Below are 25,664 nucleotides of genomic sequence, written 5' to 3'. Positions count from 1 at the left end.
TGACCCGCCCCCGACCCTAGATCGCCCCCCATGTCAGCTTCCCCCCAGGCGATCGTCACGCTGGGCTGCCGCCTCAACATCGCCGAGAGCGAGGCGCTTCGCCAGCTCGTCACCGCCAGCCACGGCGGCCGCGACGTGGCCGTGGTGAACAGCTGCGGCGTCACCAACCAGGCGGTAAAGGACACCCGCGCCGCGATCCGCCGCCTGCGACGCGACCGTCCCGGCGCCGAGCTGGTCGTCACCGGCTGCGCCTCCGACATGGACCGCGCCGCCTTCGCCGCGATGCCCGAGGTCGACCGCGTCGTCGCCAACGCCGCCAAGCTGCTGCCCGCCATCTGGGGACCGCGCGCCAACATCGCTCCCCCGCGCCGCCACACCCGCGGCTTTATCGGCGTCCAGAACGGCTGCGACCACGCCTGCACCTTCTGCGCGATCCCGCAGGGCCGCGGGTCAAGCCGGTCGGACCCGATCGGCGAGGTCGTCCACCACGTCGCGACGCTGGTCGAGGGCGGCCAGCGCGAGGTGATCCTGAGCGGCGTCGACCTGACCAGCTACGACGACCGCGGCGCGCGTCTGCCCGCCTTGATCGAACGCCTGCTCGCGCAGGTGCCCGCGCTCCAGCGCCTGCGCCTCTCCTCGCTCGACCCGGCCGAGGTCGACGACCACCTCTTCGCGCTGCTCACGCAGGAGCCGCGTATCATGCCGCACGTCCACCTCTCGCTCCAGGCCGGCGACGATCTGATCCTCAAGCGGATGCGCCGTCGCCACACCCGCGCGCAGGCGATCGCGCTCGCGCAGGCGCTCAAGGTCGCGCGCCCCGACATCACGATCGGCGCCGACCTGATCGCGGGCTTCCCGACCGAGAGCGACGCAGCGCACGCCAACACGCTGGCGATGGTAACGGAGTGCGACATCACTCACGCGCACGTCTTCCCCTACTCGCCCCGCGATCGCACCCCCGCCGCACGGATGCCGCAGGTCGCGCCCGACCTTGCCCGCGCCCGCGCCGCGGCCCTGCGCGACGCGAGCGCCCAACGCCGCACCGGCTGGCTCGCCGCTCAGGTTGGCACGGTGCAGCCGGTGCTGATCGAGAAGCCCGGCGACCGCGGCCACACGCCCGCCTTCGCCGACCTCCGCCTCGACGCCCCCGCGCGCGTCGGCACCATCGTCGACGCCCGCGTCACCGCGGCCACTCCTACCCACCTGATCGGGACACCTGAATGAGCACAAGCTGGCACGACAAGCTGCTAGGCGGTTTTCGCCGCACCTCCGACCGCCTCGTCGGCAACCTCGCCGGCCTGGGCGGCGCGCGGCTCGACGATGCGACGCTCGACGAGATCGAGGAAGCGCTGATCGCCTCCGACCTCGGTCCCGAGACCGCCACGCGCGTCCGCGCGCGACTGGCGGAGGGCACGTTCGAGCGCAACATGGAGGAGCTCGGCATCCGCGTCATCGTCGCGGAGGAGGTGGAGAAGGTGCTGGCACAGGTCGCGCGCCCAATCGAGATCGAGGCGTTCCCGCGCCCGCAGGTGATCCTCGTCATCGGCGTCAACGGCTCGGGCAAGACGACCACCATCGCCAAGCTCGCGCACCTGTTCATGGAGCAGGATTACGCGGTGATGCTGGCGGCGGGCGACACCTTCCGCGCCGCCGCGATCGGCCAGCTGCGCACCTGGGCCGAGCGCGTCGGCGTGCCGATCGTCACCGGACCCGAGGGCGGCGACGCCGCGGGCATCGTGTGGGACGCGGTCAAGAAGGCGACCGAGATCGGCACCGACGTGCTGATCGTCGACACCGCCGGGCGGCTGCAGAACAAGCGCGAGCTGATGGACGAACTCGCCAAGATCCGCCGCGTGCTCGGCCGACTCAATCCCGCCGCCCCGCACGACGTGCTGCTCGTGCTCGACGCCACCACGGGGCAGAACGCGCTCAACCAGATCGAGGTGTTCAAGGAGGTGGCGGGCGTCACCGGGCTCGTCATGACCAAGCTCGACGGCACCGCGCGAGGCGGCGTGCTGGTCGCCGCGGCGGAGAAATACGGTCTGCCGATCCACGCGATCGGGGTGGGCGAGCAGATGGACGACCTGCGCCCATTCAACGCCAACGAGGTCAGCCGCATCATCGCGGGCGTCGACACGGGCCCGCGCAAGTGAGCACGACGCCCGAGCCGAACGCCCGCATCAAGCATCTGGTCGACTACGGCCCGCTGGTCGTCTTCTTCCTCGTCAACTTCCTCGTCCCCGCGACCGAGGCGCGCGGCATCGTGTCGCATTTCACCCGCGCGCTCGACGGCATGGCGCAGGTCGAGATGCTGCTGATGGCGCGCGTCATCCTCGCCACCGCCGCCTTCGTGCTCGCGAGCGCGGCGGCTTTGGTGCTCGCCAAGGTGAAGCTCGGCCGTGTCCCGCCGCTGCTGCTGATCTCGGGCGGGCTGGTGCTCGTGTTCGGCGGGTTGACAATGTATTTTCGCGACGCGCGCTTCATTCAGATGAAGCCGACGATCGTCTACACCCTGCTCTCGGGCGTGCTCCTCGGCGGATTGCTGATCGGCAAGCCGCTGCTGCGCGACCTGCTCGGCAGTACCTATCCGGGCTTGAGCGAGGCGGGCTGGCGGCGCCTCACGATCAACTGGATCCTGTTCTTCGCCGCCATGGCGGTCGCCAACGAGGCGGTCTGGCGCGGCGCCTACGTGGCGTTCGGCAAGTCGCGCGGCTGGGACCTGTGGGCGATCTACAAGCTCTGGGTGGTGATCCCGCTCACGCTGATCTTCGCGGTCGCCAACGTGCCGATGCTGCTGCGCCACGGTGCGCAGCTCGGGCAGGAACCGCCGCTGCCGCCCGAGGGCTGACACGAGAAAGGGCGCGTCACCCGACGCGCCCTCCCCTTCACACCAGCGAAGCGCTCAGCCCGCGGCCTGCTCGTAGCGGCGCCCGGCCTCGTTCCAGTTCACCACGTCCCACCACGCCTTCAGGTAACCCGGCCGGTCGTTCATGTAGGTCAGGTAGTAGGCGTGCTCCCACACGTCGTTGCCCAGGATCGGCGTGCCCGGCTCCTTGACATCGTCCATCAGCGGATTGTCCTGGTTCGGCGTCGACGTCACCTTGAGCGCGCCGTCCTTGTCCACGATCACCCACGCCCAGCCCGAGCCGAACTGGCCCGCGCCCTTGGTGTTGAAGTCCTCCTTGAGCTTGTCGAGCCCGCCATAGGCGTCGATCGCCTCCTTCAGCTTGCCCGACGGCTGCGTCGAGCCCTTCGGCCCCATGATCTTCCAGAAGAAGTCGTGGTTCCAGTAACCGCCGCCGTTGTTGCGGACCAGCGCGGGCTGCTGCGAGATGGTGCCGAGGATTTCCTCGATCGACTTGCCTTCCAGCTTCGGATCGGCCGACACGCCCTCGTTCAGCTTGTTGGTGTACGCCGCGTGGTGCTTGTCGTGGTGAAACGTCATCGTCTCCTTGGAGATGACCGGCTCCAGCGCGTCATAGTCGTACGGCAGCGGGGGCAGTTCGAAAGCCATGGAAATCCTCCTTGTGGGGTTCGCTTAGGTGAACGCGAGCCTCCGCAAATGGCTCCGGCCAACTCGTTACGCAACCGCTCCGATCAGGTCGTGGCGGCGCAGCGCGTGGCGCAGTTGGTCGTAGCTCAGCCCCAGCGCCTCCGCGGTCGCGCGCTGGTTGAAGCGGTGCTCGGCGAGCGTGCGCGCCAGCAACTCGCGCTCGAACCGCGCCACGCGCGACTTGAAGTCGGACGGCCCTTCCTCGCACGCGACCACGGGCGCGTCCTCCTCCGGCATGTCGCGCGACTTCGCGTTGGCCGTCGGCTCACTGCGCGACGCCGGCTTGGCCATCGCCGGGCGATAAGGCGAGTGGAACGGGTCGATCTCGATCGCGTCGATCGGCCCCGCCTCCTCCCAGCGGTATACCGCGCGCTCGACCACGTTGCGCAGCTCGCGCACGTTGCCCGGCCAGCGATGATCCATCAGCGCCTCGGTCGCCTTGGGTCCGAAGCCGACGAACTCGTCGTGCCCCAGCTCCGACGCCATCCGCCGCCCGAAATGCTCGGCGAGCACCGGAATGTCGCTGCGCCGCGCGCGCAAGGGCGGCAGCGTCACCACCTCGAACGACAGCCGGTCGAGCAGATCGGCGCGGAACGTGCCCGCGTCGACGCGGTCGGGCAGGTGCTCGTTGGTCGCCGCGACAATCCTGACATCGACCGTCATCGCGCGCGACGATCCGATCCGCGTCACCTCGCCGTACTCGACCGCGCGGAGCAGCCGCTCCTGCGCGCCCATCGACAAGGTACCCAGCTCGTCGAGGAACAGCGTTCCCGCGTCCGCTTCCTCGAACCGTCCCGTGCGCGCCTTGGTCGCACCGGTGAACGCCCCCGCCTCGTGTCCGAACAGCTCCGCCTCGATCAGCGTCTCCGGCAGCGCCGCGCAGTTCATCGTGACGAGCGACTGGCTCCAGCGCGGCGACAGGTGGTGCAACCGCTCCGCGACCAGCTCCTTGCCCGTCCCCCGCTCGCCGATCACCAGCACCGGCCGGTCGAGCGCGGCGGCGCGGCTCGCGCGCTCCAGCGCGTCGAGAAAGGCACCCGATTGCCCGATGACCTGCGTGGTTCGCCGCATGACCCAATGCTTGGCAAAGTTCGCCAAGTCTTGGCAATCCTCAAATCCTCACAAAAGCGCGAATTTCGGCCAACCCCTTGTCAACATTGCGCTTTGTAACTTGGCACGCTCCCTGCAAAGCATGAGGCAACAACGCACACAGGGAGTAACACCAATGACCACCATCACCAGCAAGCTCGCCGCGATTGCCTGCACCATCGTCGTCAGCGCCACCATGATCTTCGGCGCGGTCGGCCCCGCCACCGCGGTCGGGCACGACACCCACATCTCACGCGTCGCCTGACGCTACGCTTCGCCGGTCGCCCGTTTTCGCGGCCGAACGAAGCGAGTAAGAAGCGCGTATCACCAGGAGTCCAAATTAGATGGGCATTTTCTCCCGAACCCGCGACATCGTCGCCGCCAACATGGCCGAGCTGCTCGAGAAAGCGGACGACCCGGCGAAGATGATCCGGATGATCATCTCGGAAATGGAGGACACGTTGGTCGAGGTCCGCGCCTCCGCCGCCCGGACCATCGCCGACAGCAAGGAGATGCGCCGCCACATCGAGCGCCTGTCCGAACTTGAAGAAAGCTGGACCGAGAAGGCCGAGCTGGCGCTGAGCAAGGAACGCGAGGACTTGGCGAAGGCCGCGCTGGTCGAGCGCCGCAAGGCGGGCGACATGGCGCAGCAACTGCGCGATGAGGTCAAGCTGCTCGACGACACGCTGCGCGCCAGCGAGGAAGACATCGCCAAGCTCCAGTCGAAGCTGCGCGAGGCGCGTACCAAGCAGAACGCGATCGCGACACGGCTGGAGAGCGCCAACACCAAGGCGCGCCTGCGCGAGCTGTGGAACGGTCCCAAGACGCACGAGGCGTTCAGCCGCTTCGAGCTGCTGGAGCGCCGTGCCGACGAGGCAGAGGGCCGCGCTGAAGCGATGGGGCTCACCCCCCGGACGCTCGAGGACGAATTCAACGACCTGCGCTCGAGCGACAAGATCGACGCCGAGCTCGCCGCGCTCAAGGCGCGCATGAACAAGGACCGCTGACATGGAAGATGTTTTCGTTCCGTTGATCGCGATTGTGTCGATCTTCATCGGTCTGCCGTGGCTGATCTTCCACTACGTGACGCGTTGGAAGACCGCGCCGCGCATGACCAACGAGGACGAGCGGTTGCTCGACGAGATGTACAATCTCGCGCGCCGGTTGGAGGAACGCGTCAACACCGTCGAGCGCATCATCGCCGCCGACAATCCCGACTTTCGCCCCGGCATGGCCGATTACCGCGGCCAGCCCGATTACCGGCTCGAAGGCGGCGACACCCGCTTCGACCCCAGCCGTCAACAGCGTCCCTCGTTCGAACGGAGGAACTGATGTCCGACAGCCGCACCAAATTCTACCTCGATAAGCAGGATGCCAAGTGGAAGGGCGTGTGCTCGGGCATCGCCGACTACACCGGGATCGAAGTGATTTGGGTTCGCATCGCGATGATCCTGCTGACCCTCGCCGGCGGCTTCCCGTGGACGCTGATCGCCTACGCGCTCGTCGCCTGGATGGCGGAGCCCAAGCCGGTCAACCTCTACCAGGACCGCGCCGACCAGAAGTTCTGGCAGGGCGTGCGCAGCAACCCGACGCGCTCCACCGCCGAGGTCCGCTCCAAGTTCCGCGAACTCGATCGCCGGCTTGCCGACATCGAGCTTCACTACACCAGCCGCAACAGCGCGCTCGCCAACGAGATCGACAGCCTGCGCTGAGGCGCCGCGAGAAGAAGGGGAGAAGAACGATGCACGGTCCCTGGTTCGTCCTGTCGATCATCGCCATCTCGATGATTGCCTGGATCGTCAACAACTGGATACGCGCCAAGCACGGCTACTCGATCAGCGACGACTGGGGTCGCAACATCGACAAGGGCGAAGCGAACGCCACCCGCCATCTGGCGCTGCTGGGGCAGGAGAACGAGAAGCTGACCGGCAAGGTCAGCCGCCTGGAAGAGCGGATCGCGGTGCTGGAACGCATCGCGACCGACCCCGCCAACCGCACCGCGCGCGAGATCGACGCGCTGCGCGATCGCTGAAGGAGCCGGCGCGATGAATCACGACATGATCGCACCCCTGTTCCTGTTGGGGATGGCCGTATTCGCGGTGGTGGTGCTCGGCATCGGCAGCGAGATGTTCAAGCGCTGGCTCGAGCACAAGGAAGTGATGGGCGCCGCGCTCAACGCGCAGACCGCGGAGAAGGCGGCGCAATATGCCGCGCAGACCGAGCGGCTGGAGGCGCGGGTCCGCGTCCTGGAACGGATCGCGACCGATAGCGGCAGCGACCTCTCCCGCGAGATCGAGCAACTGCGCACGCCCCCTGCCCCGCCCGCACTCAACTGACCCCCACCTTCTTTCGGAAAGAACGACGATGCCCTGGTCCATAGCCTTCATGGTGGTGATGATCGTGCTGATCACGGCGATCGCGAAGACCGCCCGCCACCGTAACCACCACACGCTCGGCGCTCAGCCCGCCCCGCTCGAGGTCACCCACGCGCAGGAGGAAATTCGCCAGCTCAAGGAGCGCGTGCAGGTGCTCGAACGCGTGATCACCGAGAACCACAACAGCCTCGACCTCGACCGTGAGATCGCGCGCCTGCGCGACCGCTGACCCGCACGAACGACAAGGAACCGGCAACCATGTCCGACCCCACCTTCTACCTCACCATCGCCGCCGCGACGCTCGCCGGCGTCGCCATGCTCACCTTCGCCGCGCTGAACGGCTGGCGCGACTGGCTCCGGCTCAAGCACCAGCAGATGGCGCAGGACCAATTCGTCGCCGCTCCGACGGGGCCGAGTGCGGGATCGCGGATCGAGATCGCCGACCTGCGCGAGCGCATCCGCAAGCTCGAGGCGATCGCGGCGGGCGTCGACCTGTGACCCGCGTCGCGGCGCCGCTGCCGGCGACGGTTGCCGCCGCGCCGCGCAGGCGATAGCGCGACCGGCATGACCGCAGCACTCTCAGACATTCGCGACGAATACGAGTTCCTCGAGGGCGACGATCGCTACCGCCTGCTGGTCGACCTGGGCCGCGAACTCGAGGAGATGCCCGCCGCGCTCAAGACCGAGGCGACGCTGGTACGCGGCTGCTCCGCCTCGGTCTGGGTCTACCCGACCGTGCAGGACGACGGCACGCTGCACTTCCTCGCCGACAGCAACGCCGCGATCACCAAGGGGATCATCGCGCTGGTCCTCCTGACCGTGCAGGACCGCGCACCCGCCGACATCCTCGCGACCGACGTCGACGCCGAACTGGCTCCCTTCAACCTCAAGGCGCAGCTCAGCTCCAACCGGACGCAGGGCATCCCCAACATGATCGCGCTGATCCGCGAGACCGCCGCGCGCTACGCGTAGCAGTAATGTTGGACGTGCAAATAACCTTCACGCGCGCAGTAAACTGACTTCGCCCGCGATCCAGTTCCGTCATTCCGGACTTGATCCGGGATCCCGCTACCTTCTCCCACGCCATTCAAGGATCGCGACACCCAATCAGCTTGCCGGCGACGGGAGAGGTAACCGAACCTAACCGCTGGATCACCCGCTCCCCCGACGCCGCCACCTCACAGCGTCGCCACCCACCGCGCTAGCGCCGCGTCGTCGCGCATGTCGCCGGTGTAGCGGTAGCGCGGCACCGCCGGCTCGTTCGCGCCGCGCTTGCGCCCGCGATAGACCTTCATCGGGATCACCGCCTGCGCGATGCCGCTCGGCAGCATCTTCTCGCGCACGTCCATGTAGAGCGTGTCGGCCGAGGTATCCTGTCCGACCTGCACCGCGCCCAGCGCCGTCCACAAGTCGACCGCGTCGAGACACGCCGATCCGCATCCCCAGTCGGTCAGCACGAACACGCCCGCCGGGGGCGGCGTGACGGCTGGTTCGTTGACCCTCGAAGGCTCGACCGCGTCGCTCGCGTCACGCCACAGCGGCTCGCCGCGCGCACGCGCACCGGCGATCCCGTCCGCGATCTTCCCCGCCCAGGCGATCGCCTCCGGCGAGCCGTCCGGCGACGCCTCCCAGGCGGTCTTATAGCCCTGAAGCGTCGCGAGATTGCCCGCCGACGCCCGCCACTCGACCGCTTCCGAACTGACCTGCGCGCGGTCGACCGCGGCGCGGCCCCAGATCACGCGCGCGATCTGCTGCGACCACTCGGACGACCCGCCGCCGTTGCCGCGCAGGTCGAGCACGATCCGCGGCGCCGCCACCACTTCGGCGCGATCGCGCGTCATGGCGGCGATCATCGGGCGCAGCGCCTTGGCAGCGGCGCCCTCGGGATCGCCGTTGAAGCTGCTCATCGCGTACCAGCGCGTTCCGTCCGCCAGCACGCGCGGGCCGATCGCGGGCCGCGCGCGCGGCGCGGTCGCGGCGAAGCGCGTGTCGAACTCGGCGTCCGACAGCGGACGCCACGCGAGCGTCACGTCCTGCCGCTTGCTCTCGATGCGAAAGTTGCAGCGCGTCGGCCGCGCGATGAACGGATTGCGCGCGTCGACGAACAGGCGCCCACCCTGCGTCGCGCGCTGGCTGGAAAGCTGCCACCGCCCGCGGAACGCTCCGACGTTGCGCGCGCTCAGCCGATCCGCGCTCACGCCGTCGCACGCCTCTAGCACCGCGCCGATCGGCAGCGCGACGCCGTCCGCGACCGTTCGTACGACCTGCCGCCCCGCCCCATCGTAGCCGGTCAGGAACCCGGGCCACTCCAGCGCCACCGGCGCGGGCTTCTGCACGTCCAGCGCGACGTGCCCGTCGTCGAAACCCGCGACGTAGCCGCGCATCGCCCACAGGTAACCCGGATAGTCGCGCACCCGCTCGGCGCGCCGCATTGCCAGCGCCAGTCCCGCGTCGTTGCGCCGCGCGAACGCCGGGTCGAGCCGATTATAGGGTCCGGGGTGATCCTCGGCGACCTGATCGTGGAACGCCTGCGCGTCGCGGCGGAGCGTCGCCGACCAGTCGCGCGGCGCATCGGCCGCCGCCACCGCCGTCATCATCGCCGCTGCCAACAGCCATCGCTCACGCATGTCGCTCTCCACCCCGCGCCACCATGTCGCCGCCGCGCGGCCGCGGCAACAATCGGGAGCGACAGGCGAGAGGAATCAGTCCGGGTCGGCGCGCAGATCGTCGGCCAGCCGCGACACGTCCGCGCCCTCCGCGACGATCCGCCAGCGATCGGGCACGCGCGTGTCGACCACCATCACCGCGCGCTTGGGGCAGATACCCAGGCACTTGGTCTCGATCACGCCGACGCTCGCCTTGCGCTCCTTGCCGAACCCCGACTCGTGCTTCAGCGCCTTGGCCAGCGACGTGCGCCCCTTCTCGCCGAACCCGCCGTCCAGCTTCCTGGAGCATTTGCCGCACACCAGCACCGCGCCCGACCAGCGCGCCCGTATGTGATCCTTCATGCCACCGTGCTCATGCCCCGGTCGGCTTCCACGTCCGCGCGTCCTCGGCGCTGCGCAGCACGTCGTACGCCGCCTGGATCGCCTGGAACCGCTTGGCCGCCTCGGGATCGTTCGGGCGCACATCCGGGTGGTTCGACTTCGCCAGCCGCCGCCACGCGAGCTTCACCTCGTCGAACGACGCGTCGACCTCCAGCTCCAGCACGTCGAGCGCGCGCATCTCGTCGCGCGAGCGCGTGCCGTCGCCCGGGCCCGCCCATGCCTGGTGCTTCGACTGCGCGAAACCGCCTGCGTCGCGCCGCTCGTCCGCCTCGCGCGCCGCGGCTTCCTCCGCCGACAACCCCTCGAAATAATTCCAGCCCCGGTTATACTCGCCCGCGTGCGTCTGGCAAAAATACCAGCGTTCGGGACTGTTCGGGCTCTTGGGCGCGGGGCAATTGCCCGGCTCCTCGCAGCCGTGGCGGTCGCACAGCCGAACGGTCTGCGCCTCGCGCCCGCTGCCGTAGCCGCGCCAGCGTGGAAAGCCCCAGTCGTTCGATCGTGTGGTGTGACGCGCCATGAAGGGTCCGAGATAGGCTCCGCGCGGCGCAGAGCAACCGCGAAGGTGAATGTCAGAGGGTCTGTAAGCCGGGTTCTGTCCACCTCGCCGTGGCAAGGATAGGCGACCATTCCTCTCGGCCCGCGCTCGCGCGCGGGCTCCAGCAATCAACCCGGGCAGCGGGTGGGAACACACCCTGCAGGCACGCCTGCGCGCCGCCCCTATTCGATCTTGCTCCCGGTGGGGTTTGCCGTGCCGCCCCTGTTGCCAGGCGCGCGGTGCGCTCTTGCCGCACCCTTTCACCGTGACCGAGCCTAGGCTCGGCCGTCTGCTCTCTGTGGCACTTTCCCTGGGGTCGCCCCCGGCGGGCGTTACCCGCCACCGTTGTTCCGCGGAGCCCGGACTTTCCTCGACGCTCGCGCGACGCGGCCGCCCGACCCTCTGACGCGACGAGCCTCTAGTCGTCGCCCTGCGGTTTGGGAAGCAGCAACGCGAGGAGGATCATCCGGCACTCGGCATCGATCTCGCCGTCGATCAGCTCGGGGCGGAAACGCCGCTGGAACGCCATGATCGCCGCCATCCGGTCCGACACGTCGTAGCCGAACCGCTCCAGCGCCAGGCAGAAGCCCGCCTCGCTCCAGAACGGATCGGCCAGCCGCTTGGTCGGCCGTGGCAGGGCGAGCCGCAGACGCGCCAGCCGGTGCCACGGGAACAGCTCGCCCGGATCGCGCTTGCGCGCCGGCGCGATATCGGAATGGCCGACGACGTTGCCGCGCGTGATCTCGTACTTGTCCTTCAGGTGCGCGACCAGCCGCACCACCGCGTCGACCTGCGCCTCGGGAAAGGCGCGATAGCCCCATTCGTGCCCCGGATTGACGATCTCGATCCCGATCGAGGCGGAGTTCACGTCCTCGATGTCGCGCCAGTGCGACTTGCCCGCGTGCCACGCGCGATGCTCGTCCGCCACCATCCGCAGCACCCGGCCGTCCTCGTGCACCAGATAATGGCACGACACCTCGGCCGCCGGGTCCTGCAACCGAGCGATCGCCGCCTCCGCGCTCTCCATCCCGGTGTAATGGAGCACCAGCATCGTGATCGGCAGCGCGCGCTCGTTGAAGTTGGGCGATGGCGCCTCGATTACCCTCACCCGCGCACCTGCATCATCGCGCCCTTGACCACATTACCACCCCGTCGTCGCTGCGACGCGGGGCTATAATGAGCCGCCGGTGCCGTGGGAAGCGCGGCTCACCCGCGCTGCACGCGGGGCGCAACGTCGATCTCGACCCGCTCGTAGAAGCCGCGGTGGGTCACGCTCGGGCGCAGCAGCTCGCTCTGCCCGATCACCGTCTCGCCCGCCCCCAGCAGCAGCAGCCCGCCCGGCTTCAGCGCCTGCGCCAATCGTTCCAGCACCGTCTGGCGCGCCGGTGCGGACAGGTAGAACAGCACGTTGCGGCACAGGATCAGGTCGAACCGACCCGGCACCGGGTCGGTCGCGAGATTGTGCCGGCGATAGCTGATGCTCGACAGCAGCGCCTTGCTCGCGAACCAGTGGGAACCGTCGCTCTCGAACCACTGCATCAACCGCCGGATCGGCAGGCCGCGCTGGATCTCGAACTGCGAGTAGCTGCCCGTCCGTGCGCGCGCCATCGCGCTCGCGGACACGTCGGTGGCGAGGATGTCGGGCGCGGGGCCGCCATCCTCGGCGAACAGCATCGCCAGCGACAAGGGCTCCTGCCCGGTCGCGCACGCCGCGGACCAGATGCGCGGGCGCGCCGCCGCGGGAACCGCGCCGCGCACCGCCTGCACCGCGCCCTCGATCACCCCGGCGTCGCGGAAGAAGGAGGTTTCCTGGTTGAGCAGCACGTCGACGATCCGGTCGCCGATCCGCGGATCGTGCCCGTCGAGCAACTTCGCCACCAGCGCGTCCGCGCACGGCAGGTCGAGCTCGAGCAGCAGCGGCTGCAACGCGGTGTCCAGCCGCCACGTGCGGTTGGCGGCGAGCTGCTGCCCGGTGCGCGCTTCCAGCAACGCGGAGAATACCATGGTCGCGCCCGCGCTCGGCGGCTGCGTTCGCGTCGCGCTCATCGCCCGCCTCCGTTCGCGGCGATGAAGCCCGCGATCTGCGCCGGCGTCATGATCGCGTGCGCCAATCCGGCCTCCACCACCGCGCCGGGCATGCCCCACACGACCGAGGAAGCGCGGTCCTGCGCCAGTACGATTCCGCCCGCCGCGCGCACGTCCCGCGCGCCTTCCAGTCCGTCGCGCCCCATGCCGCTCAGCACGACCGCCAGCAACCGCTCGCGATAGACCTTTGCCAGCGTCGACAGCATCGGGTCCACCGCCGGCAGATTGCCCGTCGCCGCCGCCTCGCGCGATAGTCGCAGCGCGGCGCTGCCGTCACCCAGCGACACCGCCACGACGTGCGCGTCGCCCGGCGCGACCGCGATCTGCCCCGGCAGCAGCCGCATCCGGTCGTCCGCCACCACGCACGGTCGTCCCGACACGCTCGACAGCTGCGCGGCGAAGAAGCTGGAGAAGCTGGCGGGCAGATGCTGCGTCACCACGATCGGACGCTGCATCGACGCCGGCACCGCACGCAGCACCGCGGTCAGCGCGTGGATGCCGCCGGTGGACGCGCCGATCGCGACCACGTCGAACGGAAAGGCGGGCACCGCCGCCTCGCGCACGCCCTCGTTCACGTCGGCGTAGCTCGCCGACAACGCGTCGAGCTTGGCGAGCAGGACGTCGCCGAACCGCGCACCGACCGTCGTGGCCGATGGTTTGACCAACGTATCGGCAGCGCCCAGCGCCATCGCCTCGACCGCGTGCGCGCCGCCCTCTTCCGCGGAGCCCGACACGATCAGTATCTTGGCATCGCCGCCGTCGCGCAGCAGGTCGCCCATCGCCGCGAGCCCGCTCGTGCCCGGCATGTCGATGTCGAGCAGGATCAGGTCGGCGCCCGTTTGCCGCAACAGCGCCTGCGCCTGCGCCGCGGTGGCGCAGGTCGCGACCAGGCTGTAGCGCCCGCTGTCGACGACCACCCGCGCCAGCACCGCGCGCGCCACCGCCGAATCGTCGACGATCAGGACGCGTGGCAAAGCCCGGGGCAGCACGCGCGGCACCGCGCGATCGGCCGCCGGCCGTGCGAGTGAGCGCACCAGCGCCATGGCTCGTTCCGGCCCGTCCGCGTGCCGTTACGCGACGCCGACGATCTGCAGCTTGCTTTCCAGCGTCTCGCGATCGAACGGCTTCATGACATATTCGTCCGCCCCCGCCTCGATCGCGGCACGGATGTGCGCCATGCCGTTCTCCGTGGTGCAGAACACCACCTTGGGCCGTTTGGGCAGCGTCTCGTCGCCCAGCGCCCGCAGAAACTCCATGCCGCTCATCACCGGCATGTTCCAGTCGAGCAACACCACGTCGGGGTTGTTCGCGTGGCACTGCGACAATGCCTCGCGCCCGTCCGCCGCCTCGACGACCGCGAAGTTCAGCGTTTCCAGGATATGGCGCGCAACCTTGCGGATGACCTTGGAATCATCGACGATCAGGCAGGTTTTCATGCTGGTACTCGACTCGCATCTTGGGTGAACATTCATGGCAGCGCAGCAGTAAGTGTCGCGTTAATGGCCGCGTCGGACCGCGCCTGCGCTCGTACAACCGCGGGTGAGCCAACGCCGCCGACCCCCGCGTCGCATGTCAAACCGCTACGCACCGGCGAGTGCGACCAGCCGGTCGAGGTCGAGCATCATCAGCGTCTCCTCCTCGCCGTCGGCGATGCCGCACACCGCCGACCACCCGCCCTCCAGCGACATGCCCGCGGGTGGCGGTTCGATCGGCAGTTCGGCGACGTCCTCGAGTGTGTCGACCGCGATCGCGTACAGGTGCCCATCGATCATCGTGACCACCGCGCGCGTGCCGCCCCCGCCGCTGCCGTCGCGCGTCAGCCCCAGGACGCGGTGCGTGTCGATGACCGTGGCCACGCGACTGCGCAGCGCCGCCAGCCCACGGATCGCGCGCGACGCACCCGGCGTCGGTACCACCGGAGGCAGGTCGACGACCGAATCGACGCGCGTCGCGTCGAACAACAGCCCGCGCCCGGCGACATGCGCGACCAGCTGCAACCCCGCGCTCATGCCCGAACCTCCTGCAACGCGGCGACCAGCGCGGCGCGGTCACCGCGGTACAATCCCGCGTCCGCCCGCCGGCTGAGCGCGATGACGCGCCCGGGTGCACCGCCCGCTTCCTCCTCCATCGCCAGCGCGACGGCGACCGGCGTGCCGGGCGTCGCGTGGCGCACTACCTCGTAACCCGCCGCCTCGATTGTCGGGCGCAGGAACGCGTCCATCCACCCGCTCTCGCTGCCGTGCAGCAGGCACAACGGACGCCTGCTCGGCAGCTGGACCGCGTCGAACAGGGACAGCGGATCGACCAGCTCGATTGGCTCGTCGTTCAACATCGCGACCAGCGCACCGTCCGGCCCGTCCATCATCTCGGCCGGCAGGTCGACGATCTCGATCGCCTCGCCGACCGGATAGCCGATCTCGCGCTCGTCGAGTTGCAGCCGCAGCATCGTCGCGACGCGTGCCGGGTCGCTCGCCCGACCGGTCCACAACGGCACCGCCGCACCCTCGCGCGTCACCCACCAGCGACCGGCCGCGAGCGACACCGCACCCTCCGGCACCTGCTCGATGCGGCTCACCGCTTCCGCCGCGATCATCCGACGCTGCCCGTCGGCGTCGCGGAACAGCAGCGCGCGCGGCGCCTCGACCGCGGCCTCCGCCTCCACCGCCGTCTCGCGCCGCTCGAACCGCAGCCCCGCGCGCGCCGCGATGCCCGCGACGTCGAGCAGCAGGATCGGCACGCCGTCGTCCGGCAGCATCTGCCCGGCGTAGATGCCGGCCGACATCACCGCGGGCGCGGCGGGCTTCACCACCAGCTCCTGCGTTTCCACCACACCGCTGATCCCCAACGCGAACGACCCCTCGCGCACGTTCAGGATCGCGACCATCGCGACCGTCTCCGGCGTGTCGAGCGACAGCAGCGCGGGAAGGTCGATCATCGGCATGCGCCGCCCGCGCACCGCCGCCATCGCGCTGCCGCCCAGCCGATCGATCCTCAGCGCGCCGCCGACCGTGTTGGTGTCGACCGCGACGATCTCCTCCACCGCCTGCCGTGCGATCGCGAAGCGCGTGCCCGCCGCTTCCACGATCACCGCGTTCAGGATCGCGAGCGTCAGCGGCACCTCAACCGTCACGGTCAGCCCGCGGCCGCGCTCGTTGCGCAGACCGATGCGGCCGCCGATCTGCTCGACGTTGGCCTTGACCACGTCCATGCCGACCCCGCGCCCAGAGATGTCGGTCGCTTCCTCGCGGATCGACAAGCCGGGCTCGAAGATCAGGTCGAGCTTGCGCGCCTCGCTCCACGCGGCGATCTCCGCGGCCCGGTTGGGCCGCGCGCGCACCGCCTTGGCGACCAGCCGCTCGGCGTCGATCCCCTGCCCGTCGTCGGCGATCTCGATCACGATCAGATTGCCCGCCTGCCGCGCCGCGATCCGCAAACTGCCGGTCGCCGGCTTGCCCGCGAACACGCGATCCGCGCGTGCCTCGATCCCGTGGTCGATCGCGTTGCGCACCATGTGCGCCAGCGGATCGCGCAGCATCTCGATCATCTCACGGTCGAGTTCGACGTCGCCGCCTTCGACCACCAGCGACACCGACTTGCCGACCGCCGCCGCGGTGTCGCGCACCATCCGCGGCAGCGCCTGGAACAGCCCATCGATCCGCTGCATCCGCGTCCGCGTCACCGTGTCGCGCAGTTCCGCGACGGTCAGCGACAGCCGCTCCAGCGTCGCCTCCAGCCGCGGGTCGCCGGTGTCGCGCAACTGCCGCGCTACTTGGTTGCGCGCCAGCACCATGTCCGACACGCCGCTCATCATGCGGTCGAGCAGGTCGACCGACAATCGCACGCTGCGCGTGGGTGCGCGCGGCATGGTCGTGGCAACGGGCATCGCCGCGGGATTCGGCGCCGTGCCACCGCTGCCGTCGATCAGCGCGAGCAGCGCCGCCTCGTCGCCGTCGTCGATCGGTTCACCCGAGTCGATCGCCTCGACGATCTCTCCTATTCGGTCGATGATGGCGAGGATTCCCGACACGGTCGCCGGGTCCGCCGCCCGCTCGCCCTCGCGCACTGCCGACAGCACGTCCTCCGCCGCGTGGCTCAACCGCGCCAGCCGCGGCAGGTCGAGGAAGCCGCAGCTTCCCTTGATCGTGTGGATGAACCGGAAGATCGCGTCCAGGCGCGCGCGATCGGTCGGGTTGCGCTCCCACCCGACGATCTCGCCCGAAATCGCGTCCAGCGTTTCGCGCGTCTCGGCGATGAATTCCTGCAGCAGATCGTCCATGGAGCCCCGGTTTCCTCGGCACCGGGATGGCACGATTAGGTTAAGGCTCGCTTAGGAGCGCCCGTCCTCGATCCGCCGCTTCAGCGGGACGACGGCAACGTCGCGCCGAACAGGATCGACCCGTCCACGCCCTCGCTCACCACCACCGATCCGCCCGCGTCCGTCGCGATCGCGTGGATCAGATAGGCCGCCGCCGCGCGCGGCGTGATCGCGTCCTCCGGCGCCCCATCGACCAACGTCGCGCGCAGTTCCGGATCGAGCACGACGCGCGGCCCCTCGGCGTGCAGCACGATCTCGGTCAGCCCATCATTGTCCTCCGCCCCGATCGTCAACCGCCCGCCGCGCACCAGCGCGTCGCCCGCGATCATCGACAGGTTGAGCAGCACCTTGATCGCCGACTTGGTCAGCTCGGTTCGCTCCATCGCCCAGTCGAGCGTCAGCCGCTTGTTGTCGCCCAGCAGTCCCTGGATCGCGCCTTGCGCCTCGCGCGCATCGACGCGCTCGCCGAAGCCGCCCGCCGCGCCGAACGCCAGGCGATAGAATTTCAGCTTGTTCGCCGACACCCGCGCGCTCTCGCTCAGCAATTCCATGCAGCGCGCGCGCATCTCGGGATCGGTCTCGTCCGCCAGCAACTCGAGCCCGTTGTTTAGCGCGCCTACGGGCGAGAGCAGGTCGTGGCACAGTCGCGAACACAGCAGGCTGGCGAAATCGACCGGACTGATGGCCATGAACGATCCTCGGACGCGGAAAACAGGTGGCGGCGTTGTGGCCGCTGCGCTGGCGCTGCGCAAGCAGGGTTAACGGGCGCTCAACCCACCACCAGCTCGACCGGCTCGAACCGACCGTGGACCCTGCCGTGCGCGACCGCGCGCCACGCCGCGATCTCGCCCCCGCCGACGATGATCCAGATCGCGCCGTCCGCCGCCGCCTCGCGCGCGTCAGTGACGGACGGCCGCGGGTCGCCGGTCGGGTGCGAATGGTAGTGCCCGATCACGCGCGGCCCACCGCTCCTTGCCGCGCGCCACGCCGCGATCAGCACGGCGGGGTCGAGCTCGAAGCGCCGCGCAGGCGTATCGCTGACGTTCGCGCACGCCCGCACCGCCGTGACGCGCCCGCCTTCACCCAGCAGCAAGCCACAGACCTCGTCGCGCGACGAGCCCGCGTGATCGAGCAATCGTTGCCGATCCGTAATTGATATTTCCACCCTCATCGCCATGTAGGATGCCGCATGGACCGGGGGGTTTCCATCATCGAAGCGACGATCGCATCCGCGGCTGACGGCTGGCGGCTCGACCGTGCGCTGGCGGACGCGGTGCCGACCCTGTCGCGCGAGCGGCTGAAGGTGCTGATCAACGCCGGCCAGGTGTCGCAAGGCGATGCGCTGGTGCGCGACCCCGCACGCAAGTCGCGCGGTGGCGAGCGGTTCAGCGTCGCGGTCCCCGCGCCCGCGCCCGCGCACAACGAGGCGCAGGATATTCCGCTCGTCGTCGCCTTCGAGGACGAGCATCTTATCGTGATCGACAAGCCCGCCGGCCTCGTCGTCCATCCCGCCGCGGGCAATCTCGACGGCACGCTCGTCAACGCGTTGCTCCATCACTGCGGCGGCAGCCTGTCGGGCATCGGCGGCGTCGCGCGGCCCGGCATCGTCCACCGCATCGACAAGGACACGTCGGGGCTGATGGTGGCCGCCAAGACCGACCGCGCGCACGAGGGGCTGGCGAAGCAGTTCGCCGCGCATTCGATCGACCGTCGCTACCACGCGATCGTCGCCGGGCGTCCGATCCCGCCGGCGGGCAGCGTCGACGCCCCGCTCGCGCGCAGCCCGCAGAACCGCAAGAAGGTCGCGATCGTCGCTCCCACCTATTCGGGCGCGAAGCGCGCGGTCACCCACTACCGCACGCTGCACGACCTGCGCGAGGCGGCAATGGTCGAGTGCCGGCTGGAAACCGGGCGCACCCACCAGGTGCGCGTCCACATGGCATCGCTCGGCCATTCCTTGCTCGGCGACCCGGTCTATGGTAGAACAAAACAAGCTCACAAGGGCGTCTTGGACACCCTGAAATTCCGCCGACAGGCACTGCACGCGACCCGGCTGGGGTTCGTTCACCCGATTTCAACCGCCACGGTGGCGTTTGACAGCCCGATGCCCGCCGACATGCAGGAACTGTTCAGGCGGCTTGACGTATAGCTTCGGACCACGCGTGCTGCACCGCAATGGGACAGCGCAGGCGCGTTCTCCGCCAGAAAGGGAGACGTAACGATCATGGCAAAAGGCAGCAACGTCCCGGCTACGATCCCGGCGCTCGGCGGCGAGCAGAGCCTCAACCGCTACCTGTCCGAGATCAAGAAATTCCCGATCCTCGCGCCCGAGCAGGAGTTCATGCTCGCGAAGCGATTTCAGGAACACGGCGACACCGACGCGGCGGCGCAGCTCGTCACCAGCCACCTGCGCCTGGTCGCCAAGATCGCGATGGGTTACCGCGGCTACGGCCTGCCGACCTCCGAGCTGATATCGGAGGGCAACATCGGCCTGATGCAGGGCGTGAAGAAGTTCGAGCCCGACCGCGGCTTCCGCCTCGCCACCTACGCGATGTGGTGGATTCGCGCCTCGATCCAGGAGTACATCCTGCGCTCGTGGAGCCTCGTGAAGATGGGCACTACGGCCGCGCAGAAGAAGCTTTTCTTTAACCTTCGCCGCATGAAGGCGCGGCTCGACGCGTTCGAGGACGGCGACCTCTCGCCTGAGAACGTGCAGAAGATCGCGACCGATCTGGGCGTGACCGAGGCCGACGTCGTCAGCATGAACCGCCGCATGGCGATGGGCGGCGACACGTCGCTCAACGTCTCGATGCGCGAGGACGGCGAGGGTCAGTGGCAGGACTGGCTGCAGGACGACGCGCCCTTGCAGGACAAGGTCGTCGCCGACCAGCAGGAGGCGGACGTCCGCCACGACATGCTGGTCAACGCGATGGAGGATTTGAACGATCGCGAGAAGCACATCCTGACCGAGCGTCGCCTGACCGACGATCCCAAGACGCTGGAGGAGCTGAGCCAGGTCTACGGCGTCAGCCGCGAGCGCGTCCGGCAGATCGAGGTCCGCGCGTTCGAGAAGCTGCAGCGCGCGATGATGCGGCTCGCTGGCGAGAAGCGCCTGCTGACCGCTTGACGGATCGCCGGCCACCCGGTCTTCTTCCTCGCTGACGAGGGGGGAACGTACCATGTGGCCATCGATCAAGCAGATGTACGGCGGCGCTGCCCGGTTCGCCCGGGTGGCGCCGCTCCTGTTTCTGGTACCCGCGCTGGTCGAGTTCGCGCAGCACGTCGCCGAGGTGCAGTCGGGCCTGTACCTCAGCCGTGACGCGGCGCGCGCGGTCGCGAACGATCCGACGCGCATGGCGTTCGGTTTCGCCAAAACGCTCGCACTGCTGCTGCCCTCCTACTGGTTCACGCGCTTCCTCGCGTTCGGCGGCGACCTGCGCCGCACGCTCGCGCTCGACCCGCGCGCCATTGCGCTGTTCGCGGTGCAGTTCGTCCTGGCGGGCAGCGTGCAATACGCGATGCTGTTCGGCCCGCCGCTCGGTTCGCTGCTCGGGCTTGCTGACGGCGCGGCGTCGTTCGTCACGATCGGGCTCGCAATCGCGCAATCGGTGCTCGGCATCTACCTGACCGCCTGGTTCGTCGCCTGGCCGCTCGGCAACGTCAGCCTCGGGCCGGTGCGCTCGTGCGCGGTGATGGCGGGCAGCTTCTGGCGCGCGGTCGGCTACCTGCTCGCGGGCGTGATTCCGTTGATGGCGCTCCACTACGCGCTCGGGCTCGGCGCGATCGGCCGCCCGCCCGCGCTGGTGTGGGTCATGCTCGCGCTCGACGCAGGTGTTGTCGGCTTCCTCGCGCTGACGATGACCGCGGCCAAGTACGTCGCGGCGCGCGACGCGGCGGCGCGCAAGCAGGTCTCGCTGCTGCCCGACGATCGGCCCCAACCGGTGCCGTCGTTCCGGTGAACCCCGACGTCCTCGTCATCGGCGCGGGCGCGGCCGGGACCGCCGCCGCGCGGGCGCTCCACGACGCGGGCGTCATCACGCTGCTGATCGACGCGCGCGACCGGATCGGCGGGCGCGCGCGCACGATCCATCACGGCGAGGCGGCGCTCGACCTCGGCTGCGGCTGGCTCCACTCGGCGCGGCGCAACGGCTGGACTGACGTGGCGCGCGCCGCCGGCTTCACGGTCGCTACCGACACCGCCAGATGGGGCGAGCAGTGGCGCGACCTCGGCTTTCCGCCCGACGACCAGCGCGCATTCGCGCGCGCGCGCGACGCGTGGGAGGCGCGTGCCCGCGCCGCCGCGTCCGGGCCGGACCAACCGCTCTCCGCCTTCGTCGCGCCCGACGATCGCTGGCGACCGATGCTAGACGCCATCTCCGGCTACGCCAACGGCGCCAACCTGTCCGACGTCTCGCTACACGATTGGCTCGCCTACGAGGACGCGGCGACCGAGGACAATTGGGCGCTGCGGCGGGGCTACGGCACGCTCGTCGCCCAGCACGTCGGCGACGTGCCGGTTCGTACCGGTGTCGCCGCCACGCACGTCGATCACAGCGGTGGCGACCTGCGCGTCGAAACCACCGCCGGGACGATCGCCGCGCGCGCTGTGATCGTTGCCGTGCCCACGCCCGTGCTCGCCGACGGGCGACTGCGCTTCACCCCGGCGCTGCCCGACAAGCACGCCGCCGCCGCCGCGCTCCCGCTCGGCATCGCCGACAAGGCGTTCCTCGCGGTCGACGCGCCCGATTGGCCGCACGACGCGCATCTGATCGGCAACACGTGCCGCACCTGCACCGCCAGCCACCGCCTGTCGCCGTTCGGCTGGCCGGTGATCGAGAGCTTTTTCGGCGGCGACTGCGCCGAGCAGCTCGAGCAGGGCGACGCCGCCGCCTTCGCCATCGACGAAATCGTCGCGCTCCTCGGCAGCGATTGGCGTCGCCGCCTGACGCCGATCACCGCGACGCGCTGGCGCCACGAACCGTGGATCGAGGGCAGCTACTCGCACGCGCGCGTGGGTCACGCCGACCAGCGCGAGGTGCTCGCGCGCCCAGTCGAGCAGCGCATCTTCTTCGCCGGAGAGGCGTGCTCGCCGCACGATTTCTCCACCGCCCACGGCGCGCGCGACACCGGCCTCGCCGCCGCCGAAGACGCCCGCCGCGCGCTCGCCCGCCTCACGGCGACGCGGGCCTGATCCGACCAACTACCCTGCCACGTCACCACGGACTTGATCCGGGGTCCCGCTTCTAGGACAGGGCAGGAGAAGGCAGCGGGATCCCGGATCAAGTCCGGGATGACGGCTAGGCGGTCGCTCAGAACCGCTTAAACACCTCGAAGCTTCCCCACCCGCGTCAACGCACCCGCGCTAAGATCGTCCTTCACCCCCGCGGCACGACCGCGTAGACCCGCGCGCACCATGATCCGTGCACTCCGCATCCTGCTCAAGGCCGCTCTCTGGTTCGTCGTCCTGTCGGTCCTGTGGGTCGGCGCCTACGCGCTGGTGCCGCCGCCGTTCACGCTGACCATGGCGGGCGACCTGATGCAGGGCCGCTCGATCACCAAGGATTGGACCCCGCTCGCCGACATCGACCCCGACATGGCGCGGGCCGCGATCGCGGGCGAGGACGCGCGCTTCTGCCTCCACAACGGCTTCGACTGGCGCGCGATCGCGGGCGCGGCGAGGCGCAACGCGCAGGGCGGTCGCATCCGCGGCGGCTCCACCATCAGCCAGCAGACCGCGAAGAACGCCTTCCTATGGCAGGGCGGCGGCTACGTCCGCAAGGCGTTCGAGGCGTGGTTCACCGCGCTGATCGAGCTGATCTGGGGCAAGCGCCGCATCATGGAGGTGTACCTCAACCTCGCCGAGACCGGCATCGGCACCTACGGCGCGCAGGCAGCCGCGATCCGCTACTTCAACCACGGCGCCAACCGGCTGAGCGCCAGCGAAGCGGGACGCATCGCCGCCGTCCTTCCGCTGCCCAAGAAGCGCGAGGCCGTCGCGCCGCGCGGGTTCGTCCGCCGCCACGGCAACGCGATCGCCGCCCGCATCGGCGTCGTGCGCCGCCAGGGCCTGGACGCCTGCCTCCGCTAAGCGACCGACCGACCCCCCATGCCGTCATTCCGGACTTGATCCGGGATCCCGCTTCTTTCTTCGAGCGAGCGTGCCGAGCGCCCGATCAGGTCGGGGTAACAGCAAGGCCTAGAGCGGGGCACTGCGCTCAGGAGCAGCCCCGCACACCGACCTCAGCTATTCTTGTCGATCGCCGCGCCCGCCTTGTCCGCGGTCGACTCGACGCTCTTCGCGGCCGAGCTGATCGCGTTGTTCTTCGACACTTCGCTGCTGCTGCCAACGAACAGGAAATAAGCGGCGACGCATACCACGACCAGCACCACCAGCCCGATCACCAATCCGGCGCTTGACCCGCGACGCTCGATCACCGTCGTGTGCGGGGTCTGCGTGATACGATCCTCGGCCATGTCATCCTCCTCTATTGATGGAGACCACAACCGTAACGATCGCGGGTTGTTCCGCCAGCGTGACGACCCTGACACGTTCGGCACCACTCGCGCGGGCGCCGGACGCGCGAACGGCGGAGGCACGCTGCCGCGCCCCCGCCGTCCCGCAGCTACCGCGCGTCGATCAGAACGGCAGCTTGAACCCCGGCGGCAGCTGCAACCCGCTGGTCATCTTCGACATCTCGGTCGAGGATGCCGCGTCCGCCTTCGCGCGCGCGTCGTTCAGCGCCGCGGCAACGAGGTCCTCGACCATCTGCTTCTCGCTCGGCTGCAGCAGCGACTCGTCGATTGAGACCGCGATGATCCGCCCCTTGGCCGATGCCTTGACCTTGACGAGCCCGCCGCCCGCGGTGCCGTCGACCTCGATCGTGTCGAGCCCGTCCTGCGCCTTCTGCAACTCGGCCTGGACGTTCTGCGCCATGGCCAGGATGTCGTTCAAATCCTTCACGAGAGACTCCGTTTTGCTGCGGGCGGATCGATGAGTTCCGCCCCGGGAAAAGCTTGCATCGCGGCCAGCACCGCCGGGCTCTGCGCAACCTGGTCGTGACGCGCCTGCACCGCGTCCAGTTCCGCCTCACGCACCGAACGCTCGCCCGGCGCGTCGACCATCGCGACCTTCCAAACCCGCCCGGTCGCGTCCTTCAACGCGGCGGCGAGTTCGACCAGCAGGTCCGCAGGCAGCGGGCGAGTATTGCTGAACTCGATCTCGGGCGGCGCGTAGCGGACCAGCCGCGCCGCGTGCCGCAACCGCGCCACCAGCGCGATCTGCCCCCCCGCCTCAACGGTGTCGAGCGCGTCGGCGAACTCGCGCGGCATCCGATCGGCGGGCGCCGGTGCAGGAGCCGGCGGCGACGCAGGCGCCTGAGCAGCCGGCGCCGAAGCCGCCGCCGCGGATGCCGAGCCGCGCCGCGCCAGCTCGCCCGGATCGGGCAGGCTCGCCGCGTGGATCACGCGCAGCAGCGCCATCTCCGCCGTCTCGATCGGCAAGGACGCGCCGCTCACTTCCTCGTAACCCTTGAGCAGCAGCTGCCACAGCCGGTGCAGCACCGGGAACGACATGGCGCCCGCCCACTCGCGATACGCCGCGCGCTCCTCGACCGGCTGCGCCGGGTCCTCCGCCGCGCCGACCTTGATCAGCGTGACGCCGTGCACCGCCTCCAGCAGCCCGCGCATCACCGTCTGCGGGTCGACGCCCAGCGCATATTGCCGCCTGAGCGCCACCAGCGCGTCCGGCGCATTCCCCTCCAGCAGCAGCGCGAGCAGGTCGCGCACCGCGCCGCGATCGGACAGCCCCAGCATCTCGCGCACCGCGTCGGCGCGCACGCCACCGCCCTCCAAGTCGACGTGCGCGATCGCCTGGTCGAGGATCGACAAACCGTCGCGCGCCGATCCTTCCGCCGCGCGCGCGATCAGCGCCAGCGCCTCGGGTTCCGCCTCGACGCCCTCGGCCTCCGACACCCGCGCGAAATGATCCGCCAGCTTCTCCGCCGGTATCCGCCTCAGGTCGAACCGCTGGCAGCGCGACAGCACGGTGATCGGCACCTTGTTCACCTCGGTGGTGGCGAACAGGAACTTCACGTGCGCGGGCGGCTCCTCCAGCGTCTTGAGCAGCCCGTTGAACGCCGCCTTCGACAGCATGTGGACCTCGTCCACGATGTAGATCTTGAACCGGGCCGACACCGCGGCGTAGCGCGACGCCTCGATGATCTCGCGCACGTCGTCGATGCCGGTGTGGCTCGCCGCGTCCATCTCGATCACGTCGATGTGGCGCCCTTCCGCGATCGCGCGGCACGGCTCGCACACCCCGCACGGGTCGATCGTTGGCCCGCCCTGCCCGTCCGGGCCGATACAGTTGAGCGCCTTGGCGATCAGCCGCGCGGTGGACGTCTTCCCCACCCCGCGCACGCCCGTCAGCAGGAACGCGTGCGCCAGCCGCCCGCGCCGGATCGCGTTGGCGAGCGTCGTCACCATCGCGTCCTGCCCGATCAGCGCGGAGAAGGTCTGCGGCCGGTACTTGCGCGCCAGCACGCGGTACGTCTCCGGCTTGGCCGGAGCCGCGGGCTGGGGTGGAGAGCCGAGGTCGAAGGAGTCGGACATGTGAGGCACGATGTAGGGCGCGAGGCGGCGTTTGTCGAAGACTCCGTCGGCTCGG

33 protein-coding genes and 1 other RNA gene are annotated in these 25,664 nt (G+C 69.7%); 17 read left to right on the top strand and 17 right to left on the bottom strand.

Annotated features, from left to right (window positions below; all coding sequences use genetic code 11):
• Positions 1 to 30 precede the first annotated feature (30 nt).
• Genes ACFDS6_RS00440 through ACFDS6_RS00430 form a run of 3 tightly spaced genes read left to right on the top strand, consistent with a single transcriptional unit; the run spans position 31 to position 2,848 of the window.
• Positions 31 to 1,224: a MiaB/RimO family radical SAM methylthiotransferase gene (locus ACFDS6_RS00440; RefSeq protein WP_375270136.1), complete on the top strand. Its 1,194-nt coding sequence runs from the start codon at positions 31 to 33 to the stop codon at positions 1,222 to 1,224.
• Positions 1,221 to 2,153 (top strand): signal recognition particle-docking protein FtsY, encoded by a 933-nt coding sequence (gene ftsY / locus ACFDS6_RS00435; protein WP_375270135.1) that lies wholly within the window; start codon positions 1,221 to 1,223, stop codon positions 2,151 to 2,153. Before ACFDS6_RS00440 ends, ftsY begins: the two co-directional genes overlap by 4 nt.
• Complete coding sequence (locus tag ACFDS6_RS00430) at positions 2,150 to 2,848, top strand: inner membrane-spanning protein YciB (RefSeq protein ID WP_375270134.1); 699 nt, start codon at positions 2,150 to 2,152, stop codon at positions 2,846 to 2,848. Before ftsY ends, ACFDS6_RS00430 begins: the two co-directional genes overlap by 4 nt.
• 54 nt (positions 2,849 to 2,902) lie before the next feature.
• On the opposite strand, the gene ACFDS6_RS00425 is transcribed toward ACFDS6_RS00430, so the two are convergent.
• Together ACFDS6_RS00425 and pspF are read right to left on the bottom strand one after the other, a co-directional pair.
• The gene (locus ACFDS6_RS00425) at positions 2,903 to 3,514 is read right to left on the bottom strand and encodes a superoxide dismutase (RefSeq protein ID WP_375270133.1); all 612 of its coding nucleotides are present in this window, start codon (positions 3,512 to 3,514) and stop codon (positions 2,903 to 2,905) included.
• A gap of 66 nt (positions 3,515 to 3,580) precedes the next feature.
• A complete protein-coding gene (gene pspF / locus ACFDS6_RS00420; RefSeq protein ID WP_375270132.1) occupies positions 3,581 to 4,624 on the bottom strand; it encodes a phage shock protein operon transcriptional activator in 1,044 nt (347 codons plus the stop codon).
• Between the two features lie 154 nt (positions 4,625 to 4,778).
• Here pspF and ACFDS6_RS00415 point away from each other — a divergent pair, with 154 nt between their 5' ends.
• The 9 genes from ACFDS6_RS00415 (at position 4,779) to ACFDS6_RS00375 (ending at position 7,989) form a co-directional block, all read left to right on the top strand.
• On the top strand, positions 4,779 to 4,907 hold the full coding sequence (locus tag ACFDS6_RS00415) for a hypothetical protein (protein ID WP_375270131.1): 129 nt from the start codon (positions 4,779 to 4,781) through the stop codon (positions 4,905 to 4,907).
• A gap of 79 nt (positions 4,908 to 4,986) precedes the next feature.
• Complete coding sequence (gene pspA / locus ACFDS6_RS00410) at positions 4,987 to 5,649, top strand: phage shock protein PspA (RefSeq protein ID WP_375270130.1); 663 nt, start codon at positions 4,987 to 4,989, stop codon at positions 5,647 to 5,649.
• Position 5,650: 1 nt separating this feature from the next.
• Positions 5,651 to 5,974, top strand: coding sequence for an envelope stress response membrane protein PspB (gene pspB / locus ACFDS6_RS00405; protein WP_375270129.1), 324 nt, complete (start codon positions 5,651 to 5,653; stop codon positions 5,972 to 5,974).
• Positions 5,974 to 6,354 carry an envelope stress response membrane protein PspC gene (pspC, locus tag ACFDS6_RS00400; RefSeq protein ID WP_375270128.1) on the top strand — a complete coding sequence of 127 codons (381 nt, stop codon included), beginning with the start codon at positions 5,974 to 5,976 and terminating at the stop codon, positions 6,352 to 6,354. Before pspB ends, pspC begins: the two co-directional genes overlap by 1 nt.
• A 29-nt stretch (positions 6,355 to 6,383) precedes the next feature.
• Positions 6,384 to 6,674: a hypothetical protein gene (locus ACFDS6_RS00395; protein WP_375270127.1), complete on the top strand. Its 291-nt coding sequence runs from the start codon at positions 6,384 to 6,386 to the stop codon at positions 6,672 to 6,674.
• Positions 6,675 to 6,687: 13 nt separating this feature from the next.
• Positions 6,688 to 6,978: a hypothetical protein gene (locus ACFDS6_RS00390; RefSeq protein ID WP_375270126.1), complete on the top strand. Its 291-nt coding sequence runs from the start codon at positions 6,688 to 6,690 to the stop codon at positions 6,976 to 6,978.
• A 49-nt stretch (positions 6,979 to 7,027) separates the two neighbouring features.
• Positions 7,028 to 7,246 carry a hypothetical protein gene (locus tag ACFDS6_RS00385; RefSeq protein ID WP_375270125.1) on the top strand — a complete coding sequence of 73 codons (219 nt, stop codon included), beginning with the start codon at positions 7,028 to 7,030 and terminating at the stop codon, positions 7,244 to 7,246.
• A gap of 29 nt (positions 7,247 to 7,275) precedes the next feature.
• The gene (locus tag ACFDS6_RS00380) at positions 7,276 to 7,515 is read left to right on the top strand and encodes a hypothetical protein (RefSeq protein WP_375270124.1); all 240 of its coding nucleotides are present in this window, start codon (positions 7,276 to 7,278) and stop codon (positions 7,513 to 7,515) included.
• A 66-nt stretch (positions 7,516 to 7,581) separates the two neighbouring features.
• On the top strand, positions 7,582 to 7,989 hold the full coding sequence (locus tag ACFDS6_RS00375; RefSeq protein ID WP_375270123.1) for a SufE family protein: 408 nt from the start codon (positions 7,582 to 7,584) through the stop codon (positions 7,987 to 7,989).
• Between the two features lie 206 nt (positions 7,990 to 8,195).
• Here the strand turns inward: ACFDS6_RS00375 and ACFDS6_RS00370 are convergent, their stop codons facing one another.
• The 12 genes from ACFDS6_RS00370 to ACFDS6_RS00315 form a co-directional block, all read right to left on the bottom strand.
• Positions 8,196 to 9,644, bottom strand: coding sequence for a hypothetical protein (locus ACFDS6_RS00370; RefSeq protein ID WP_375270122.1), 1,449 nt, complete (start codon positions 9,642 to 9,644; stop codon positions 8,196 to 8,198).
• Between the two features lie 75 nt (positions 9,645 to 9,719).
• Entirely contained in the window at positions 9,720 to 10,025 is a 306-nt protein-coding gene (locus ACFDS6_RS00365; RefSeq protein WP_375270121.1) for a (2Fe-2S) ferredoxin domain-containing protein, read from the bottom strand.
• A gap of 10 nt (positions 10,026 to 10,035) precedes the next feature.
• A complete protein-coding gene (locus ACFDS6_RS00360; RefSeq protein ID WP_375270120.1) occupies positions 10,036 to 10,581 on the bottom strand; it encodes a J domain-containing protein in 546 nt (181 codons plus the stop codon).
• A gap of 48 nt (positions 10,582 to 10,629) precedes the next feature.
• Positions 10,630 to 11,005, bottom strand: an RNA gene (gene rnpB / locus ACFDS6_RS00355) — RNase P RNA component class A.
• Positions 11,006 to 11,017: 12 nt separating this feature from the next.
• Entirely contained in the window at positions 11,018 to 11,650 is a 633-nt protein-coding gene (locus tag ACFDS6_RS00350) for an N-acetylmuramoyl-L-alanine amidase (protein ID WP_375270239.1), read from the bottom strand.
• Positions 11,651 to 11,805: 155 nt separating this feature from the next.
• A complete protein-coding gene (locus tag ACFDS6_RS00345; RefSeq protein ID WP_375270119.1) occupies positions 11,806 to 12,645 on the bottom strand; it encodes a CheR family methyltransferase in 840 nt (279 codons plus the stop codon).
• Positions 12,642 to 13,727: a chemotaxis protein CheB gene (locus ACFDS6_RS00340; protein WP_375270118.1), complete on the bottom strand. Its 1,086-nt coding sequence runs from the start codon at positions 13,725 to 13,727 to the stop codon at positions 12,642 to 12,644. Before ACFDS6_RS00340 ends, ACFDS6_RS00345 begins: the two co-directional genes overlap by 4 nt.
• A gap of 27 nt (positions 13,728 to 13,754) precedes the next feature.
• A complete protein-coding gene (locus ACFDS6_RS00335; RefSeq protein WP_375270117.1) occupies positions 13,755 to 14,120 on the bottom strand; it encodes a response regulator in 366 nt (121 codons plus the stop codon).
• A 144-nt stretch (positions 14,121 to 14,264) separates the two neighbouring features.
• Positions 14,265 to 14,693, bottom strand: a complete 429-nt coding sequence (locus tag ACFDS6_RS00330) for a chemotaxis protein CheW (protein WP_375270116.1) — start codon at positions 14,691 to 14,693, stop codon at positions 14,265 to 14,267.
• Entirely contained in the window at positions 14,690 to 16,960 is a 2,271-nt protein-coding gene (locus tag ACFDS6_RS00325) for a chemotaxis protein CheA (protein ID WP_375270115.1), read from the bottom strand. Before ACFDS6_RS00325 ends, ACFDS6_RS00330 begins: the two co-directional genes overlap by 4 nt.
• A gap of 80 nt (positions 16,961 to 17,040) precedes the next feature.
• On the bottom strand, positions 17,041 to 17,688 hold the full coding sequence (locus tag ACFDS6_RS00320; RefSeq protein WP_375270114.1) for a histidine phosphotransferase family protein: 648 nt from the start codon (positions 17,686 to 17,688) through the stop codon (positions 17,041 to 17,043).
• A gap of 80 nt (positions 17,689 to 17,768) precedes the next feature.
• Positions 17,769 to 18,170 (bottom strand): M67 family metallopeptidase, encoded by a 402-nt coding sequence (locus ACFDS6_RS00315; protein WP_375270238.1) that lies wholly within the window; start codon positions 18,168 to 18,170, stop codon positions 17,769 to 17,771.
• Positions 18,171 to 18,188: 18 nt separating this feature from the next.
• Between ACFDS6_RS00315 and ACFDS6_RS00310 the strand changes: the two genes are divergently transcribed.
• From ACFDS6_RS00310 to mtgA, 5 genes are all read left to right on the top strand, one after another.
• Entirely contained in the window at positions 18,189 to 19,148 is a 960-nt protein-coding gene (locus ACFDS6_RS00310) for an RluA family pseudouridine synthase (RefSeq protein ID WP_375270113.1), read from the top strand.
• A gap of 75 nt (positions 19,149 to 19,223) precedes the next feature.
• Entirely contained in the window at positions 19,224 to 20,126 is a 903-nt protein-coding gene (rpoH, locus tag ACFDS6_RS00305) for an RNA polymerase sigma factor RpoH (RefSeq protein WP_019516548.1), read from the top strand.
• Between the two features lie 52 nt (positions 20,127 to 20,178).
• On the top strand, positions 20,179 to 20,958 hold the full coding sequence (locus ACFDS6_RS00300; protein ID WP_375270112.1) for a hypothetical protein: 780 nt from the start codon (positions 20,179 to 20,181) through the stop codon (positions 20,956 to 20,958).
• Positions 20,955 to 22,190, top strand: a complete 1,236-nt coding sequence (locus ACFDS6_RS00295; protein WP_375270111.1) for a flavin monoamine oxidase family protein — start codon at positions 20,955 to 20,957, stop codon at positions 22,188 to 22,190. The genes ACFDS6_RS00300 and ACFDS6_RS00295 overlap by 4 nt, the downstream gene beginning before the upstream one ends.
• A 222-nt stretch (positions 22,191 to 22,412) precedes the next feature.
• Complete coding sequence (gene mtgA, locus ACFDS6_RS00290; RefSeq protein ID WP_375270110.1) at positions 22,413 to 23,087, top strand: monofunctional biosynthetic peptidoglycan transglycosylase; 675 nt, start codon at positions 22,413 to 22,415, stop codon at positions 23,085 to 23,087.
• A 152-nt stretch (positions 23,088 to 23,239) separates the two neighbouring features.
• Here the strand turns inward: mtgA and ACFDS6_RS00285 are convergent, their stop codons facing one another.
• The 3 genes from ACFDS6_RS00285 to ACFDS6_RS00275 form a co-directional block, all read right to left on the bottom strand.
• Positions 23,240 to 23,473: a hypothetical protein gene (locus ACFDS6_RS00285; protein ID WP_375270109.1), complete on the bottom strand. Its 234-nt coding sequence runs from the start codon at positions 23,471 to 23,473 to the stop codon at positions 23,240 to 23,242.
• Positions 23,474 to 23,636: 163 nt separating this feature from the next.
• On the bottom strand, positions 23,637 to 23,960 hold the full coding sequence (locus tag ACFDS6_RS00280; protein ID WP_019516553.1) for a YbaB/EbfC family nucleoid-associated protein: 324 nt from the start codon (positions 23,958 to 23,960) through the stop codon (positions 23,637 to 23,639).
• Positions 23,957 to 25,609 (bottom strand): DNA polymerase III subunit gamma/tau, encoded by a 1,653-nt coding sequence (locus tag ACFDS6_RS00275; RefSeq protein ID WP_375270108.1) that lies wholly within the window; start codon positions 25,607 to 25,609, stop codon positions 23,957 to 23,959. Before ACFDS6_RS00275 ends, ACFDS6_RS00280 begins: the two co-directional genes overlap by 4 nt.
• Between the last annotated feature and the right edge of the window lie 55 nt (positions 25,610 to 25,664).

Origin of the sequence: Sphingomonas sp. (genome assembly GCF_042095875.1) — a bacterium.
In the GTDB taxonomy this organism is placed as follows: domain Bacteria; phylum Pseudomonadota; class Alphaproteobacteria; order Sphingomonadales; family Sphingomonadaceae; genus Sphingomonas.
This window is presented reverse-complemented; position numbering and strand designations above follow the sequence as displayed.